Source organism: Stenotrophomonas sp. SBJS02 (assembly GCF_020428325.2).
Taxonomy (GTDB): Bacteria; Pseudomonadota; Gammaproteobacteria; order Xanthomonadales; family Xanthomonadaceae; genus Stenotrophomonas; species Stenotrophomonas africana.
In genome coordinates this window covers 864,017-879,858 of record NZ_CP109812.1, presented here as the reverse complement: position 1 = coordinate 879,858, position 15,842 = coordinate 864,017, and the positions used below count along the sequence as shown (strand labels likewise).

Below are 15,842 nucleotides of genomic sequence, written 5' to 3'. Positions count from 1 at the left end.
CGATGGGCTTTCAGTTGACTGCCAGCGGCGCGGCGGCGGAGGCCGCCGCGCCGGCATGGATCAGTTGTCTTCCAGTTCCATGTTGATGGCCAGCGAGCGGATTTCCTTCACGAGCACGTTGAAGGATTCCGGCATGCCCGCGACCATCTCGTGCTCACCGTCGACAATGTTCTTGTACATCTGGTTGCGGCCCTGCACGTCATCGGACTTCACCGTCAGCATTTCCTGCAGGGTGTAGGCCGCGCCGTAGGCTTCCAGCGCCCAGACTTCCATTTCACCGAAGCGCTGGCCGCCGAACTGCGCCTTGCCGCCCAGCGGCTGCTGGGTGACGAGCGAGTACGGACCGGTCGAACGGGCGTGCATCTTGTCGTCGACCAGGTGGTTCAGCTTCAGGTAGTGCATGTAACCTACGGTGGTGTGGCGATCGAACGCTTCACCGGTGCGGCCGTCGTACAGCTGGGTCTGGCCACTGCTCGGCAGGTCGGCCAGTTCCAGCATGCGCTTGATTTCCGCTTCGGTAGCGCCGTCGAACACCGGGGTGGCCATCGGCACGCCGTCGGTGAGGTTACGGGCCAGACGCAGCAGTTCCTCGTCGCTGAACTGCGACAGGTCGACACGGTTGGCCACGTTGGTGTCGTCGTGGTTGTAGATGTCGTCCAGGAACTTGCGCAGGTCGGCAACCGCCGCCTGGGCTTCCATCATCGCCTGGATCTTGCGGCCCAGGCCCTTGGCGGCCCAGCCCAGATGCACTTCCAGGATCTGGCCGATGTTCATACGCGACGGCACGCCCAGCGGATTCAGCACGATGTCCACGGTTTCGCCCGAGGCCATGTACGGCATGTCCTCGACCGGCACCACGTTGGAGACCACACCCTTGTTGCCGTGGCGGCCTGCCATCTTGTCGCCCGGCTGGATGCGGCGCTTCACGGCCAGGAACACCTTGACCATCTTCAGCACGCCCGGGGCGAGGTCGTCACCGGCGGTGATCTTGCCGCGCTTGTCGGCGAAGCGACGCTCGAATTCCTTCTCGTGCGCCTGGATCTGCTTCTGCGCGCGCTCGATGGCTTCCGAAGCGTCTTCGTCCTTCATGCGCAGGGCGAACCAGTCAGCCTTCTTCAGGCCGTCCAGGAAGGCGTCGCTGATCACGTCACCCTTCTTCAGGCCAGCGCCACCGTTGACCACCTTGCCCACGATCTGCGAACGCAGACGCATGTAGATGGCGGCTTCCAGGATGCGGAACTGGTCGTCGAAGTCCTTCTTGACGCGCTTGATTTCAGACTCTTCGATCTGGCGGGCGCGCTTGTCCTTCTCGATGCCGTCGCGGGTGAAGACCTGCACGTCGATGACGGTGCCGTCCATGCCCGGCGGAACGCGCAGCGAGCTGTCCTTAACGTCCGAAGCCTTCTCGCCGAAGATCGCGCGCAGCAGCTTCTCTTCCGGGGTCAGCTGGCTTTCGCCCTTCGGGGTGACCTTGCCGACCATGATGTCGCCGGCGCGGACTTCGGCACCGATGTACACCACGCCGCTCTCGTCCAGGCGGTTCAGCGCCTGCTCGGAGACGTTCGGGATGTCGGCGGAGATTTCCTCCGGCCCCAGCTTGGTGTCACGCGCGACGCAGGTCAGCTCTTCGATGTGGATCGTGGTGTAACGATCCTCTTCCACCACGCGCTCGGAGAGCAGGATGGAGTCTTCGAAGTTGTAGCCGTTCCACGGCATGAACGCGATCAGCATGTTCTGGCCCAGGGCCAGTTCGCCGATGTCGGTGGACGGACCGTCGGCCAGCACGTCGCCGCGGGCGATGACGTCACCCACCTGGACCAGCGGACGCTGGTTGATGCAGGTGTTCTGGTTCGAACGGGTGTACTTGACCAGGTTGTAGATGTCCACGCCTGCGTCGGTGGCGCCAACGATCTCTTCCTCGTTGACCTTGACCACGATGCGGGCAGCGTCGATCTGCACGATCTCGCCACCACGACGGGCGTTCACGGTCACACCGGAATCACGCGCCACGGCGCGCTCGATACCGGTACCCACCAGCGGCTTCTGCGCACGCAGGGTCGGCACGGCCTGACGCTGCATGTTGGCGCCCATCAGTGCGCGGTTCGCGTCATCGTGCTCCAGGAACGGAACCAGTGCGGCCGCGATCGACACGGTCTGCATCGGCGAGACGTCCATGAAGTGGACCTCCGCCGGCGGCTTCAGCAGCGATTCGCCCTGGAAGCGGCACGGAACGAACTGCTCGGTCAGCACGCTGTCGGCATTGGTCAGGGCGTTGGCCTGCGCAATGACGTACTCGTTTTCTTCGATCGCCGACAGGAACTCGACTTCGTCATAGACCTTGCCGTCCACGACCTTGCGGTACGGGGTCTCAAGGAAACCGTACTGGTTGGTGCGGGCGTACACGGCCAGCGAGTTGATCAGGCCGATGTTCGGGCCTTCCGGGGTTTCGATGGTGCAGACGCGGCCGTAATGGGTCGGGTGCACGTCGCGCACTTCGAAGCCGGCGCGCTCACGGGTCAGACCGCCCGGGCCCAGGGCCGAGACGCGACGCTTGTGGGTCACTTCCGACAGCGGGTTGTTCTGGTCCATGAACTGCGACAGCTGCGAGGAGCCGAAGAACTCCTTGATGGCAGCGGCGACCGGCTTGGCGTTGATCAGTTCCTGCGGGGTCAGGCCTTCCGACTCGGCCATCGACAGGCGCTCCTTGACCGCGCGCTCGACGCGGACCAGGCCCACGCGGAACACGTTCTCGGCCATTTCACCGACCGAACGCACGCGACGGTTGCCCAGGTGGTCGATATCGTCGACCACGCCGCGACCGTTGCGGATCTCGGTCAGGACCTTGATCACGTCCAGGATGTCGGAGCTGTCGCCATGGGCGGCGACCAGGCGCTTGGACTCTTCGTCGTTGCGCTCACCGTAGTACTTGCGGTCGTACAGCACGGCTTCGCCGGTGGTTTCCTTGCGGCCCACGCGACGGTTGAACTTCATGCGGCCGACCGCGGACAGGTCGTAGCGCTCGAAGGTGAAGAACAGGTTGTGGAACAGGTTCTGCGCGGCATCCTTGGTCGGCGGCTCGCCCGGACGCATCATGCGGTAGATCTCGACCAGGGCTTCCAGCTGGGTCTTGGTCGGGTCGATGCGCAGGGTGTTGGACAGGTACGGGCCACGATCCAGATCGTTCACCCACAGGGTGCCCACGGCATCCACACCGGCCTTGCGGAAGGCCTGCAGCTGCTCGTCGGTGATCTCGTCATTGGCCTGGGCCAGCAGTTCGCCGGTCGAGGCGTCGACCACGTCGTGCGACAGGATGCGGCCGACGATGTAGTCGTCCGGCACGGCCAGGGCGGCGATGCCCGAGGCTTCCAGCTGCTTGATGTGGCGCGCGGTGATGCGCTTGCCGGCTTCCACGATGACCTTGTCGCCGTCGGCGAGGTCGAAGCCCAGGGTCTCGCCACGCAGGCGCTCCGGCACCAGCTCCAGCTGGACGCCTTCATCCGGGTTGATGTGGAAGGTGTTGATCTCGAAGAACTCGGCCAGCATCTCTTCGTTGCTGTAGCCAAGCGCGCGCAGCAGGATCGACACCGGCAGCTTGCGGCGGCGGTCGATACGGGTGAACAGCGCGTCCTTCGGGTCGAACTCGAAGTCCAGCCAGGAACCGCGGTAAGGAATGATGCGGGCGCTGTACAGCAGCTTGCCCGAGCTGTGGGTCTTGCCACGGTCGTGGTCGAAGAACACACCCGGCGAGCGGTGCAGCTGCGAGACGATGACGCGCTCGGTGCCGTTGACGATGAAGGTGCCGTTCTCGGTCATCAGCGGGATTTCGCCCAGATAGACCTCCTGCTCCTTCACGTACTTGATGGCCTTGGTCGACGACTCACGGTCGTAGATCACCAGGCGCACGGTCACGCGCAGCGGGGCGCCGTAGCTCATGCCACGCTGGCGGCACTCACGCTCGTCGAAGACCGGTTCGCCCAGCTTGTAGCCGACGTATTCCAGGGCAGCGTTGCCGCTGTAGCTGGCGATCGGGAAGACCGACTTCAGCGCAGCGTGCAGGCCGTGGTCCGTGCGCTTGGCCGGATCGACGTTTTCCTGCAGGAATTCACGATAGGAATCCACCTGGATGGCGAGCAGGAACGGCACTTCGAGAATCGAGCGCTGCTTGCCGAAATCCTTGCGGATACGCTTTTTTTCGGTGAACGAATAGGACGTCATGAGGTCTTCCACCTTGTTGTGCGGATCGTGCGCCCACGATCCGAAGGGAACTTGAAATTGTCAGTTGGAAGTCGCTGGTATTGCCGGCACCAGCACGCCTTCTCCCGCTACTTCCAACTGCCAACTCGTCTGCTACCACGCCCCTGCTGCCGCGCGCTGCGCTGGCCGGCCGGGGTTTGACTGCAGCCCGTGTTGGGCTTTTTGCCTGCTTTTGAAACGGTAGAGTCGACTGTTAGTCGACTTCCTTCACAGCAGTCGACTAACAGTCGACTCTACAACACCGCAACAACGACCAAAGGCCGGGGGCTTACGCCCCCAGCCTTGGCTGCATCGCCGCGAATCGGTGACGATGCAAGGTAACTGCTTACTTGACTTCGACAGTCGCGCCAGCAGCTTCCAGGTCCTTCTTCATCTTCTCGGCGTCGTCCTTCGAAGCGCCTTCCTTCAGGACGCCACCGGCTTCGGCCAGGTCCTTCGCTTCCTTCAGGCCCAGGCCGGTGATGGCGCGGACGGCCTTGATGACTTCGACCTTCTTGTCGCCGGCCGACTTCAGGGTGACGGTGAACTCGGTCTGCTCTTCAACAGCAGCGGCCGGGCCAGCGGCAGCAGCCACGGCAACCGGAGCAGCGGCGGAGACGCCGAACTTCTCTTCGATGGCCTTGACCAGCTCCATCACTTCCATCAGGGACTTCTCGGCGATGGCGTCGACGATCTGTTCGTTGGTAAGGGACATGATTAATACCTTTGGATGATTTTCTGGGTTGAGGTTCCGTCAGGAACCACGGTAAGTCGAAACTCAGGCGGTCTCGGCGGCCGGCTCGGCAGCGTCGGCGGCAACATCGCCACCACCCTGCTTCTCGCCAACGGCCTTGATGGCGCGGGCAAACATCGTGACCGGCTCGGTCAGGACGCGGGCCAGCATGGCCAGGGCCTGGTCGCGGGTCGGCAGCGAGGCCAGCACTTCGACGTGGCTTGCCGGGAACACTTCGCCACCGATGGCGACGACCTTAGCCTTCAGCTTGTCGTTGCCCTTGGCGGCTTCCTTGATCAGGCGACCGGCAGCGCCGGGCTCCTCGAGCGAGAACGCGTACAGCAGCGGACCAACCATCTGGTCCTGGGCGACTGCGAACTCGGTGCCTTCAACGGCGCGCGAAGCCAGGGTGTTCTTGACAACCTTCAAGAAAACACCGGTTTCACGAGCCTGCTTGCGCATCGCGGTCATCTGGGCGACCGTGGTGCCAGCGTATTCGGCTGCGATCAAGGAGTGGGCCTTGGCGGCGACGTCTGCCAGCTCGGCGACTACTTCTTGCTTCTGGGACAGATTGAGAGCCATTGCACTCCTCCTATTGAACTCCGCTTACGGCTCCTGCCGTGTGCGGTCCTGTGCAGCATCCGTCCTGGACGCCGGGAACATCGGGATGATGTTCCGGGGGTGGGCCGTTCTAGACCTGGAGTGGGCCAACCTGGGAAACCCAGACGTGCGTGAACCAGAAAAACTCCAGAAGGGCACCATCTACGCAGGGTGATTCCGGGGAATCGATTAAGCGCTCATGACTGCTCCGGCGGCGACTCCTTGCCAGATCGAGCCTCCCTGCCCGTCGCCGGTATTGCCACGACCGCGCCTGCGGTCTTTGACGGCTACCGCCGGCGATGCACTGCCAGCGATGCCTTCAAATGTCACGGTCACGGCACCGAAGGTACCGTGACCGCTTGAAACAATTACTTCAGGGTCAGCGACGACTGGTCGACGGTGACGCCCGGGCCCATCGTCGAGCTGACCGAAACCTTCTGCAGGTAGGTGCCCTTCGAGGTGGCCGGCTTGGCCTTGATCAGGTCCAGCAGCAGCGCGGTCAGGTTCGACTTCAGCGCGTCTTCGGCGAAGTCGGCCTTGCCGATGGTGCAGTGGATGATGCCAGCCTTGTCGGTGCGGTAACGGACCTGACCCGACTTGGCGTTCTTCACGGCTTCACCCGGGTTCGGGGAAACGGTGCCGACCTTCGGGTTCGGCATCAGGCCGCGCGGGCCCAGCACGGTGCCCAGCTTACCGACGACGCGCATGGCGTCCGGGGTCGCGATGACGACGTCGTAGTTCAGATCGCCGGCCTGCATCTTCTCGGCCAGATCATCCATACCGACGGCTTCGGCGCCAGCGGCTAGGGCTTCGTCAGCCTTGGCACCGGCCGGAGCGAACACGGCGACGCGGACCGACTTGCCGGTACCGGCCGGCAGCACGGTGGAGCCACGGACCTGCTGGTCGGACTTCTTCGCATCGACGCCCAGGCGCACAGCGACGTCGATCGACTCGACGAACTTGGCCTTGGTGGCGCTCTTCAGGATGTTGATCGCGTCCTCGAAGGCGTATGCCTTGCCCGGAACGACGGCGGCCTTGATGGCCTTCTCACGCTTGGTCTGTGCCATCTTATTAACCCTCCACCACGAGGCCCATGGAACGGGCAGAGCCAGCGATGGTACGCACGGCGGCGTCCAGATCGGCGGCAGTCAGATCCGGTTCCTTCGCCTTGGCGATCTCTTCCAGCTGCTTACGGGTGACCTTGCCGACCTTCTCGGTGTTCGGGCGCTTGGAGCCCGACGAGATGCCAGCGGCCTTCTTCAGCAGGGTGGTGGCCGGGGTGCTCTTGGTGATGAAGGTGAACGTACGGTCCGAGTAGGCCGTGATGATCACCGGAACCGGCAGACCCGGCTCGAGCTTCTGCGTGGCAGCGTTGAACGCCTTGCAGAATTCCATGATGTTCAGACCGCGCTGACCCAGCGCAGGACCGACCGGCGGCGAGGGGTTGGCCTGACCGGCCTTCACCTGCAGCTTGATGTAACCGACAACTTTCTTTGCCATGTGAGTGCTCTCCGGGTGCTAGCGCCTTTCGACAACAGGCTCCCCATCGGACCGGGAATCACGCGTCCCGGCATCGCGTTTTGAAATCATGCTGAAGGCCACCTTGCGGCGGCCTCGTCCTGCTGGCCTCCCAGCGGGGAGCCGCGCACTATATCAGGTTTTTTCTTCACATGCCTGAAGCGGCACATAAACGGACAAAACCGGGCCAAGCCCGGTTTCTGGTTCCGTAGAGTCGAGCTTGCTCAACTGATCAGCAAAGTCGAGCAAGCTCGACTCTACAAGACAGGTCAGACGGCCTTTTCGACCTGGCCGAACTCGAGCTCGACCGGGGTGGCACGACCGAAGATCAGCACCGAGACGCGCAGACGGCTCTTCTCGTAGTTGACTTCTTCGACGACGCCATTGAAATCATTGAACGGGCCGTCGGTGACGCGGACCATCTGGCCCGGCTCGAACAGCACCTTCGGGCGCGGCTTCTCGACACCTTCCTGAACGCGATTCAGGATAGCCTCGGCCTCGGAATCGGCGATCGGCAAAGGACGATCGGCAGTACCGCCGATGAAGCCCATCACGCGCGGGGTTTCCTTGACCAGGTGCCAGCTTTCGTTGTCGATGCGCGGAATGCCGGCTTCTTCATGGGTCTCGATCTGGACCAGCACGTAACCCGGGAAGAACTTGCGCTCGGAGCGGCGCTTCTGGCCAGCGCGCATCTCGACCACTTCCTCGGTCGGGACCAGGACGTCGCCGAAGCGCTCTTCCATGCCGTCACGGACGATGCGATCGCGCAGAGCCTGCGCCACCGACTTCTCGAAGCCCGAATAGGCGTGAACGACGTACCAACGCTTCATGCAATTCTCCTTAGCGGCTCAGGAACCACTGAGTCAGTTTCTGGATCAGGAAGTCGAAGCCACCCAGCAACAGGCTGAGGATGAGCACCACGACGATCACGACCCACGTCATGCGGATGGCTTCCTGGCGCGTCGGCCAGACCACCTTGCGCAGTTCAAAGCGCGACTCGGAGAGGAATTCGCGGGTGTCGCGCCCCTTGCCGGTCAGCATGAACACGCCGATACCGCCAACCAGACCGACCACGACCGCCAACGCACGCAGCTGACCTGCCCACGCGCCCAGCTGGGCGGCGCGACCAGAGTCGGCGGAGAACCAGAACCAGACGAACAGACCGGCCAGCACCAGCAGCGATGCGGCGACATACTTGACGATATCTCCACCGTTGGCGGAGTTGTCCTTGGAGTGTTCGATCTTGCTATTCATCAGGCTGTGTCTGCTTTAGCGGCCCAGGCCGCTGGATAAGGTGGGCAGATGGCACGCCAGGAGGGACTCGAACCCCCAACCTGCGGTTTTGGAGACCGCTGCTCTGCCAATTGAGCTACTGGCGTACGTTGAAAACTTGCCTTCCCTTAGACGGCGAAGGCGGACCGAGGTTCCCGGCCCGCCATTCACGTAACCGGCGGCGCTATGCAACCACCGGTACTGCAGGCTTACTCGATGATCTTCGAGACCACGCCGGCGCCGACGGTACGGCCACCTTCGCGGATGGCGAAGCGCAGGCCTTCGTCCATTGCCACCGGGTTGATCAGGGTGACGACCATCTTGACGTTGTCACCCGGCATCACCATTTCGACGCCTTCCGGCAGAGCAGCTGCGCCGGTGATGTCGGTGGTGCGGAAGTAGAACTGCGGACGGTAGCCGTTGAAGAACGGGGTGTGACGGCCGCCCTCGTCCTTCGACAGGACGTAGACTTCGCCTTCGAACTTGGTGTGCGGCTTGATCGAACCCGGCTTGGCCAGAACCTGGCCACGCTCGACGTCGTCACGCTTGGTGCCGCGCAGCAGCAGGCCAGCGTTGTCGCCTGCCTGACCCTGGTCCAGCAGCTTGCGGAACATTTCAACGCCGGTCACGGTGGTCTTCTGCACCGGACGGATGCCGACGATTTCGATTTCGTCGCCAACCTTGATCACGCCGCGCTCGATACGACCGGTCACCACGGTGCCGCGGCCCGAGATCGAGAACACGTCTTCCACCGGCATCAGGAACGGCTTGTCGATCGCGCGCTCCGGCTCCGGGATCCAGCTGTCCAGGGCATCGACCAGCTTCAGGATGGCCGGCACGCCGATGTCGCTCTGGTCGCCTTCCAGCGCCAGACGGGCCGAACCGGCGATGATCGGGGTGTCGTCGCCCGGGAAGTCGTACTTGCTCAGCAGCTCGCGCACTTCCATCTCGACCAGCTCGAGCAGCTCGGCGTCGTCAACCATGTCGGCCTTGTTCAGGAACACGACGATGTACGGCACGCCGACCTGACGCGACAGCAGGATGTGCTCGCGGGTCTGCGGCATCGGGCCGTCAGCGGCCGAGCACACCAGGATCGCGCCGTCCATCTGGGCGGCACCGGTGATCATGTTCTTGACGTAGTCAGCATGGCCCGGGCAATCGACGTGGGCGTAGTGACGGACCGGGGATTCGTATTCGACGTGCGCGGTCGAGATCGTGATACCACGAGCCTTTTCTTCCGGAGCGGCGTCGATCGAGGAGTAGTCCTTGAACTCGCCACCGAAGCGCTCGGCACCGATCTTGGTCAGTGCGGCGGTCAGCGTGGTCTTGCCGTGGTCGACGTGACCGATGGTGCCGACGTTGACGTGCGGCTTGGTGCGCTCGAACTTACCCTTGGCCATGGCTGCTTATCTCGAATTCGTCTGAGAGGTGATGCTTAAGATGGTGCTCACGAAAGGAATCGAACCTTCGACCTCTTCCTTACCAAGGAAGTGCTCTACCGACTGAGCTACGTGAGCCGAGTTTTGCATTATGACATGAACTCGATAATATTCAAAGTTCATTCAATGGAGCGGGAGACGGGAATCGAACCCGCACCATCAGCTTGGAAGGCTGAGGTTCTACCATTGAACTACTCCCGCGCCGGGAATGTCACAACGTGAAACTGGTGGAGGGAGGTGGATTCGAACCACCGAAGGCGTAAGCCAGCAGATTTACAGTCTGCCCCCGTTGGCCGCTTGGGTATCCCTCCTTACCACCCCATTCCGTTGCCGCCGAAGCGTTGCGGTGTGTGGTGGTGAGCCGCTTATTCTGCTGATGGGACGGGGGGCTGTCAACGCTTTTTTCCACTTTTTTCACACGCTGTCGCAAACCCATTGATACGCAAGGTTATTGCCCCGGGACCGGCAGGGTCTCGTTGGCGAAAATTGCGACATGAGGGACACCGTCGGCGCCAATCCAGCCCCGATACATGCCCTGGGTGTTGAACGGCGTGGCCATTTTGCCGTCTGCGCCGAGCACGATCGCACCGCCGTCGCCACCCATCTGCGGAATCGCCTCGTTGATCACGCCCTTGCCTGCCTGTTCCGGGCTCTGTCCCTGGTAGCGCATGCGCGCGCAGATCTCGTGTGCGGCAGCAGTGCGGATGTAGTACTCGCCCCAGCCGGTGCCCGATACCGCACAGCGCGCATCGGCCCAGGTGCCTGCACCGATGATCGGCGAGTCACCCACCCGGCCATAGCGCTTGTTGGTCATGCCGCCGGTGGAGGTACCGGCGGCCAGGTGCCCCTGTGCATCCAAGGCGACCGCACCGACGGTCCCGAAGTGCTTTGCGGTCTCCAGATCGGCGTGTGCCTGGCCACTGGCCTCTTCCTTCAGTGCACGCTGCAGCTGCTGCCAGCGCTTCTCCGTGCGGAAGTAGGAGGGATCGACCAGAGACATGCCCTGCTCGACCGCGAAGGCTTCGGCGCCCTGCCCGACCATCATCACGTGCCTGGATTTCTGCATCACGGTCTGCGCCAGCAGGATCGGGTTGCGCACGCGCTGGACGCCTGCCACTGCGCCCGCCGCTTGGCTTGCGCCATCCATGACAGCCGCATCCAGCTCGTTATGGCCGTCGTGGGTGAACACTGCGCCCTTGCCGGCGTTGAAGGTGGGGTCGTCCTCCAGCACGGTGATCGCCGCAGTGACCGCTGCAAGCGCCGGGCGACCGGCCGCCAGTTCGGCATGGCCCTTCAGCAGCGCAGCGCGCAACGCATCGCGCGCAGCCTTCTCTTCGGACGGCGACAGGTCCTTGCGCTCGACACCGGCGCCACCGTGAATGACCAGCAGCGGTGAGGTGGCCGGCGCGGCCTCGGCAAGCATGGGCAGGGACAACAGTGCGGACAGCGCCAGGCGCAGTTTCATCGGGTACGTCTCCAGCAGGACGAGGGAATGGATTGCAGGGTAGTGCCGGCCGCTGGCCGGCAAGGGGCGCGTCAGGGAAGGTGAGTTGCCGGCCAGCGGCCGGCACTACCTAAGCGTGAACTCCATTTCGCCGTCGCTGATGTCTGCCACCGCCTGATAGTCGGCGTCGGCCTGGACGTCGTCCAGGCGCATGCGGCTGCCACTGGCGACCACGGTTACCGGGACGGCACGGAAGCGCAGCGGCTCGCCTTCCACCAGACGGTCGGCATCACGACCGGGGCTGACCACCCAGACCTTGCCTTCGCCATCGGCGCTGTAGACCTGGGCCTGGCCATCGGGCTCCACGCACAGGGCGGTGTCCTCATCAACGCCGATGCCGACGATGTCGGGATCACCGCTGTCCTGGGCGGCGCGCGCCACGAACACGATCAGGCGGCCGAGCCGATCGCGCTTGTCGAAGTGGGTGTCGGTGACCACGCGCTGCAGGTAAGGCATCTGCAGGAAGCCACTGTCCATGGTCACCGCGCTGCCCATCGGGTCGGCCAGCGCACCCGCGGAGGTGATGCTGCCGCCGTCCATCGCGCCGTAGGCATAGCCACCGAGGATGGCGAGCCCGGCACTGGTGCCGGCTATCGGTTTGCCGGCGCGCACATGGGCGTTCAGCGCGCGGTTGAGCGCAGTGCCCTTCCAGAAGCGGATGTAGCGCGACTGGTCACCACCGGCAATGAAGATGGCATCAGCTGCGGCAACCACGCGCAGCACGGCCGGATCGTCGGCGCCGCGGCGGCTGTCGAAGACCAGCGTCTGCACTGCGGTGGTCCCGCCGATCTCGCGATACAGGCGGTCCTGCAGCTCGTCACTGCCAGAAGCGCGCAGGATCAGCACGCGGCCATTCCCGGCCTGCTTCAGCCACCACTGAAAGGCTTCCGGCACCCATTCGCCACCGCCCATCAGCATCATGGCTGGCGCGCGCGGACCGGGCCGGGGTGCGTCGAGATCCCCGGTTTCGTAGTAGGCGAAGCCCGGACCCTGCAGGTCCAGCGCAAGGGCCGCCAACGGCATGGCCAACACCAGCAGCGCCAGCCAGGCAAAGGGGGTACGCAGGGTCCGATGGAGGCGTCGCATCTTGATCTCCCTGAACAGAATCCACTTGCAAGCGTTTTCACTCTTTGCCAGATAGGGGTCCAGTAGTCAAGGACATAAAAAAGGCGTTAAATGCGCGCGCCCATTCCGGAAATCTGAATGGGGGACAGGGCCCCTCCTCTGCGGGCCGGCTTCATTTCCGAGAATTCCTCATGCGTAAAAAGGCGATGGCGTGGTCGATCCAGCTGGCGTTGATGGGCGTGGCTGCTTCTGCGGCGGCCCAGGCACCGGCTTCCTCCTCGGTTCGACAACTGGATGCGGTGCAGGTCACCGGTTCGCGCATTCCGCGCGCCCAGGTGGAAGGCCCCGCCCCGATCACGGTGATCAACGCCGAACAGATCCGCTCCAGCGGCTTCACCAGCGTGCCGGACGTGCTGCGTGCGATGACCCAGAACGGCGGTGAGACGCAGAGCCAGCAGTCCTCCAGTGGCGCCGATTTCTCGCCGGGCGCCCAGCAGGTGGACCTGCGCGGCCTGGGCCCGAACCACACGCTGGTACTGGTCAATGGCCGCCGCATCGCCGACTTCCCGATGCCGTTCAAGGGCCGCAGCAACTTCACCGATGTCTCCAACATCCCGCTGGGGATGATCGAGCGCATCGAAGTGCTGACCGGCAGCGCCTCGGCCATCTACGGCTCGGACGCGATCGCCGGCGTGGTCAACTTCATCCTGAAGAAGAAGGCCGACGGCACCACCATCGACATGCGCATGGGCACCACCAGCGAAGGCGGTGGCGAGTCGTTCGACATGAGTCTCGCCAGCGGTTTCAGCCGCGGCAATTTCAACGCGGTGTACAGCGTTGAGCTGCAATCGCAGACCCCGCTGTGGGCGTACGAGCGCGACATCCAGGATTCGACCCAGGACGGCCCGACAGAGGGCTCGCGCATCGCCCGCCGCGCTTACCTGCGCACCGACTACAACGATGACTACCTGGACCCGGGCGCGGCCACCTGCGAAGCGCTGGCTGGGCAGAACCAAGGCAGCACCTACCGCGCCTACCGCCCGCGCTATGGCTATTACTGCGGAAGTGACAGCTCGATCGGCTACGGCACCATCCTCAGCAAGCGCCGTGGTGCCAATGGCTACGCCTCGCTGAGCTACGACTTCGACAATGGCCAGCAGTGGTTCGCCGATGTGCAGCTGGGCTACCACACGATGTCGCTGATGCGCGACGTCACCAAGTGGGGCCGCATGGATGCCAATGGCGATGAGTCGGGCTACTTCAACAACGAAGCCACCGGCGAGATCGAGTTCTGGCAGCGCCAGTTCTCGCCCGAGGAAATGGGTGGCCTGCGCAACGCCATGGTGCGCAGCACGCAGAAGACCTTCAGCGTGACAACCGGCTTCAAGGGCAACCTGGCCGGCAACTGGGACTACGAAGCGGCGCTGAGCCATTCGCAGTACCAGTCGCGGATCAGCTGGGCGCAGATCATCGCCGCCAAGGCCAATGACCTGTTCCTCGGCCCGCAGCTGGGCGTGGATGACGACGGCTTCCCGATCTACAACGCCGACCCGTCACGCCTGTACCGGCCACTTACCCGCGCCGAGTACGATTCGATCGCCGCGCGTACCACCTACACCCCGAAGTCGCGCACGGAGACCGCCGCCTTCACCCTGACCAACTCGGCGCTGTTCGGCCTGCCGGGGGGCGACGCCGGGTTTGCCGCGACCGTGGAGGTGGGCCAGCAGGCCTACTCGCTGAACCCCGATCCGCTGGCGACCGAGTACTACTACTACAGCTGGAAGGATTCGGACGGCAAGGGTTCGCGCAACCGCTGGGCGACCGCTGCGGAGCTGCGCATGCCGCTGCACGAGACGGTCAACCTGAGCGTGGCCGGCCGCTACGACCAGTACCGCTATTCCGGCCACACCATCGGCAAGGCCACCTGGAGCGGTGGCCTGGAATGGCGCCCGATCGACACGCTGCTGGTCCGCGGTTCGTATGGCACCGCGTTCCGCGCGCCGGACCTGCACTACGTGTTCGCCGGCCCGGGCAACGATGAGACCACCGCCGAAGACCTGTACAGCTGCCGCGCCGACGGCGCCACGGACTGCGCCGACTACGAACGCAACCTGATCCGCAGCCGCACCGGCAACCGCCAGCTCGACCCGGAAACCAGCACGTCGTGGAGTGCCGGCTTCGTCTGGTCGCCGGCGATCGGCCTGGACCTGTCGGTGGACTGGTTCGACATCGACATGCGCAACCAGGTGCAGGACATGGACGTGCGCACGATCCTGGCCAACGAAGCGAACTGCCGCCTGGGCAGCGCCGACATCACCTCGCCGACCTGCGTGGATGCGCTCGCCCGCATCACCCGCAGCAACGACGGGCGCCTGTATGGCGTGCGCGTGGAGCCGATCAACGTCGCCCGCGAGTCCACCTCCGGCATCGACGTCGGCCTGCGCTACCGCCTGCAGACGGGCATCGGCGACTTCATCTTCAACGGCACCCACACCTGGGTGAAAAAGCATGACTTCCAGCGTTATCCGGGTGATCCGATCCAGGACCAGTTCGCGGTCAACAGCAACTTCGACATCCCGCGCACCAAGACCAGCCTGAGCGTGACCTGGGAGAGGGATGCGTGGTCGGCAACGGTGTACGGCTCGCGCCTCGGCAAGCTGCCGACCTCGGACAGCTACGACCAGGTATTCACGTGGGACAGCGGTGACAGCCCGTACATCAAGGCGACGTACCGCTACAACGCTTCGCTGCAGTACCGCTTCGACGACCACTCGCGCCTGTCGCTGTCGGTGGTCAATGTGTTCAACAAGATGCCGCCGAAGGACCTGACCTATACGGCCTACCCGTACTACGACGTGTCCTGGTTCGACAGCGTCGGCCGCACCATCAACCTGCAGTACACCCACAAGTTCGGTGGCAGCGCGCTGTAAGGCACGCCGCATTGCAGAACGTGGACGACAAGGCCCGCCACTGGCGGGCCTTGTTGTTTGCGGTTCTGCTAGATGCCCACCTTGGTGGGCACTGTTTCGCCGCGCCCACCAAGGTGGGCGACTACCAGAGCGGGCCATCTGGGGTTTTCCACACCGCACGTGGAAAGCAATGGGAACTTGGTGTGGACAAGTGGGTTCGAGCGTTGCGGTGCAGGCGTTTCCGGACGTGGTGATTTTTTATCCACGGCCCCGATTGTTTTCCACACGGTACGTGGAGAGCGATGGGAACTTGATGTGGACAAGTGGGTGCGAGCATTGCAGCGCAGGCGTTTCGAAGCGCGGTGAAAATTTGTCCAGGTCGCGCGGGCGAGCCCCTTGTAGAGCCGAGCCCACGCTCGGCTCCGGCTGGCATCAGCCGAGCATGGGCTCGGCTCTACATCAGGTTCGTCGGTTTTCCACACCTGGCGTGGAAAGCGATGGGAGTTTGCTGTGGACAAGTGCCGGCGAACGTCACGCCGCAAGCGTTTCGCAGCGTGGTGATTTTTTGT

General features: G+C 63.8%; 11 protein-coding genes and 4 tRNA genes. 1 reads left to right on the top strand and 14 read right to left on the bottom strand.

The features are described from left to right. Window positions 1–60 precede the first annotated feature (60 nt). From rpoB to FQS62_RS03940, 14 genes are all read right to left on the bottom strand, one after another. Window positions 61–4,215: a DNA-directed RNA polymerase subunit beta gene (gene rpoB, locus FQS62_RS04005; protein ID WP_049401089.1), complete on the bottom strand. Its 4,155-nt coding sequence runs from the start codon at window positions 4,213–4,215 to the stop codon at window positions 61–63. 364 nt (window positions 4,216–4,579) lie between these two features. Beyond that, on the bottom strand, window positions 4,580–4,948 hold the full coding sequence (gene rplL, locus FQS62_RS04000; RefSeq protein ID WP_010480374.1) for a 50S ribosomal protein L7/L12: 369 nt from the start codon (window positions 4,946–4,948) through the stop codon (window positions 4,580–4,582). 63 nt (window positions 4,949–5,011) lie between these two features. Beyond that, on the bottom strand, window positions 5,012–5,548 hold the full coding sequence (gene rplJ / locus FQS62_RS03995; RefSeq protein WP_010480377.1) for a 50S ribosomal protein L10: 537 nt from the start codon (window positions 5,546–5,548) through the stop codon (window positions 5,012–5,014). A gap of 386 nt (window positions 5,549–5,934) precedes the next feature. Beyond that, window positions 5,935–6,633, bottom strand: a complete 699-nt coding sequence (gene rplA, locus FQS62_RS03990) for a 50S ribosomal protein L1 (protein WP_004154350.1) — start codon at window positions 6,631–6,633, stop codon at window positions 5,935–5,937. A gap of 4 nt (window positions 6,634–6,637) precedes the next feature. After that, a complete protein-coding gene (gene rplK / locus FQS62_RS03985; protein ID WP_004145248.1) occupies window positions 6,638–7,066 on the bottom strand; it encodes a 50S ribosomal protein L11 in 429 nt (142 codons plus the stop codon). A 287-nt stretch (window positions 7,067–7,353) separates the two neighbouring features. Then, window positions 7,354–7,914: a transcription termination/antitermination protein NusG gene (gene nusG / locus FQS62_RS03980; protein ID WP_004154362.1), complete on the bottom strand. Its 561-nt coding sequence runs from the start codon at window positions 7,912–7,914 to the stop codon at window positions 7,354–7,356. A 10-nt stretch (window positions 7,915–7,924) separates the two neighbouring features. Further along, complete coding sequence (secE, locus tag FQS62_RS03975) at window positions 7,925–8,338, bottom strand: preprotein translocase subunit SecE (RefSeq protein ID WP_049445146.1); 414 nt, start codon at window positions 8,336–8,338, stop codon at window positions 7,925–7,927. Between the two features lie 49 nt (window positions 8,339–8,387). Beyond that, window positions 8,388–8,463: transfer RNA gene (locus FQS62_RS03970), tRNA-Trp, on the bottom strand. A gap of 102 nt (window positions 8,464–8,565) precedes the next feature. Then, a complete protein-coding gene (gene tuf, locus FQS62_RS03965) occupies window positions 8,566–9,756 on the bottom strand; it encodes an elongation factor Tu (protein ID WP_004154360.1) in 1,191 nt (396 codons plus the stop codon). Between the two features lie 41 nt (window positions 9,757–9,797). Then, window positions 9,798–9,873: transfer RNA gene (locus tag FQS62_RS03960), tRNA-Thr, on the bottom strand. A 49-nt stretch (window positions 9,874–9,922) separates the two neighbouring features. Further along, window positions 9,923–9,996, bottom strand: a tRNA-Gly gene (locus FQS62_RS03955). Window positions 9,997–10,020: 24 nt separating this feature from the next. Then, window positions 10,021–10,106: transfer RNA gene (locus tag FQS62_RS03950), tRNA-Tyr, on the bottom strand. A 137-nt stretch (window positions 10,107–10,243) separates the two neighbouring features. Then, entirely contained in the window at window positions 10,244–11,260 is a 1,017-nt protein-coding gene (locus FQS62_RS03945; protein ID WP_226053553.1) for an isoaspartyl peptidase/L-asparaginase family protein, read from the bottom strand. A 105-nt stretch (window positions 11,261–11,365) separates the two neighbouring features. Beyond that, window positions 11,366–12,385, bottom strand: coding sequence for a cyanophycinase (locus tag FQS62_RS03940; protein WP_226053552.1), 1,020 nt, complete (start codon window positions 12,383–12,385; stop codon window positions 11,366–11,368). A gap of 170 nt (window positions 12,386–12,555) precedes the next feature. Here FQS62_RS03940 and FQS62_RS03935 point away from each other — a divergent pair, with 170 nt between their 5' ends. Then, a complete protein-coding gene (locus tag FQS62_RS03935; RefSeq protein WP_208043233.1) occupies window positions 12,556–15,294 on the top strand; it encodes a TonB-dependent receptor plug domain-containing protein in 2,739 nt (912 codons plus the stop codon). Window positions 15,295–15,842: the final 548 nt, after the last annotated feature.

What these genes read in the sequence shown, in the direction of transcription:
- rpoB (WP_049401089.1), bottom strand. Translation starts at nt 4,215, where the DNA reads ATGACGTCCTATTCGTTCACCGAAAAAAAGCGTATCCGCAAGGATTTC.
- rplL (WP_010480374.1), bottom strand. Translation starts at nt 4,948, where the DNA reads ATGTCCCTTACCAACGAACAGATCGTCGACGCCATCGCCGAGAAGTCC.
- rplJ (WP_010480377.1), bottom strand. Translation starts at nt 5,548, where the DNA reads ATGGCTCTCAATCTGTCCCAGAAGCAAGAAGTAGTCGCCGAGCTGGCA.
- rplA (WP_004154350.1), bottom strand. Translation starts at nt 6,633, where the DNA reads ATGGCACAGACCAAGCGTGAGAAGGCCATCAAGGCCGCCGTCGTTCCG.
- rplK (WP_004145248.1), bottom strand. Translation starts at nt 7,066, where the DNA reads ATGGCAAAGAAAGTTGTCGGTTACATCAAGCTGCAGGTGAAGGCCGGT.
- nusG (WP_004154362.1), bottom strand. Translation starts at nt 7,914, where the DNA reads ATGAAGCGTTGGTACGTCGTTCACGCCTATTCGGGCTTCGAGAAGTCG.
- secE (WP_049445146.1), bottom strand. Translation starts at nt 8,338, where the DNA reads ATGAATAGCAAGATCGAACACTCCAAGGACAACTCCGCCAACGGTGGA.
- tuf (WP_004154360.1), bottom strand. Translation starts at nt 9,756, where the DNA reads ATGGCCAAGGGTAAGTTCGAGCGCACCAAGCCGCACGTCAACGTCGGC.
- FQS62_RS03945 (WP_226053553.1), bottom strand. Translation starts at nt 11,260, where the DNA reads ATGAAACTGCGCCTGGCGCTGTCCGCACTGTTGTCCCTGCCCATGCTT.
- FQS62_RS03940 (WP_226053552.1), bottom strand. Translation starts at nt 12,385, where the DNA reads ATGCGACGCCTCCATCGGACCCTGCGTACCCCCTTTGCCTGGCTGGCG.
- FQS62_RS03935 (WP_208043233.1), top strand. Translation starts at nt 12,556, where the DNA reads ATGCGTAAAAAGGCGATGGCGTGGTCGATCCAGCTGGCGTTGATGGGC.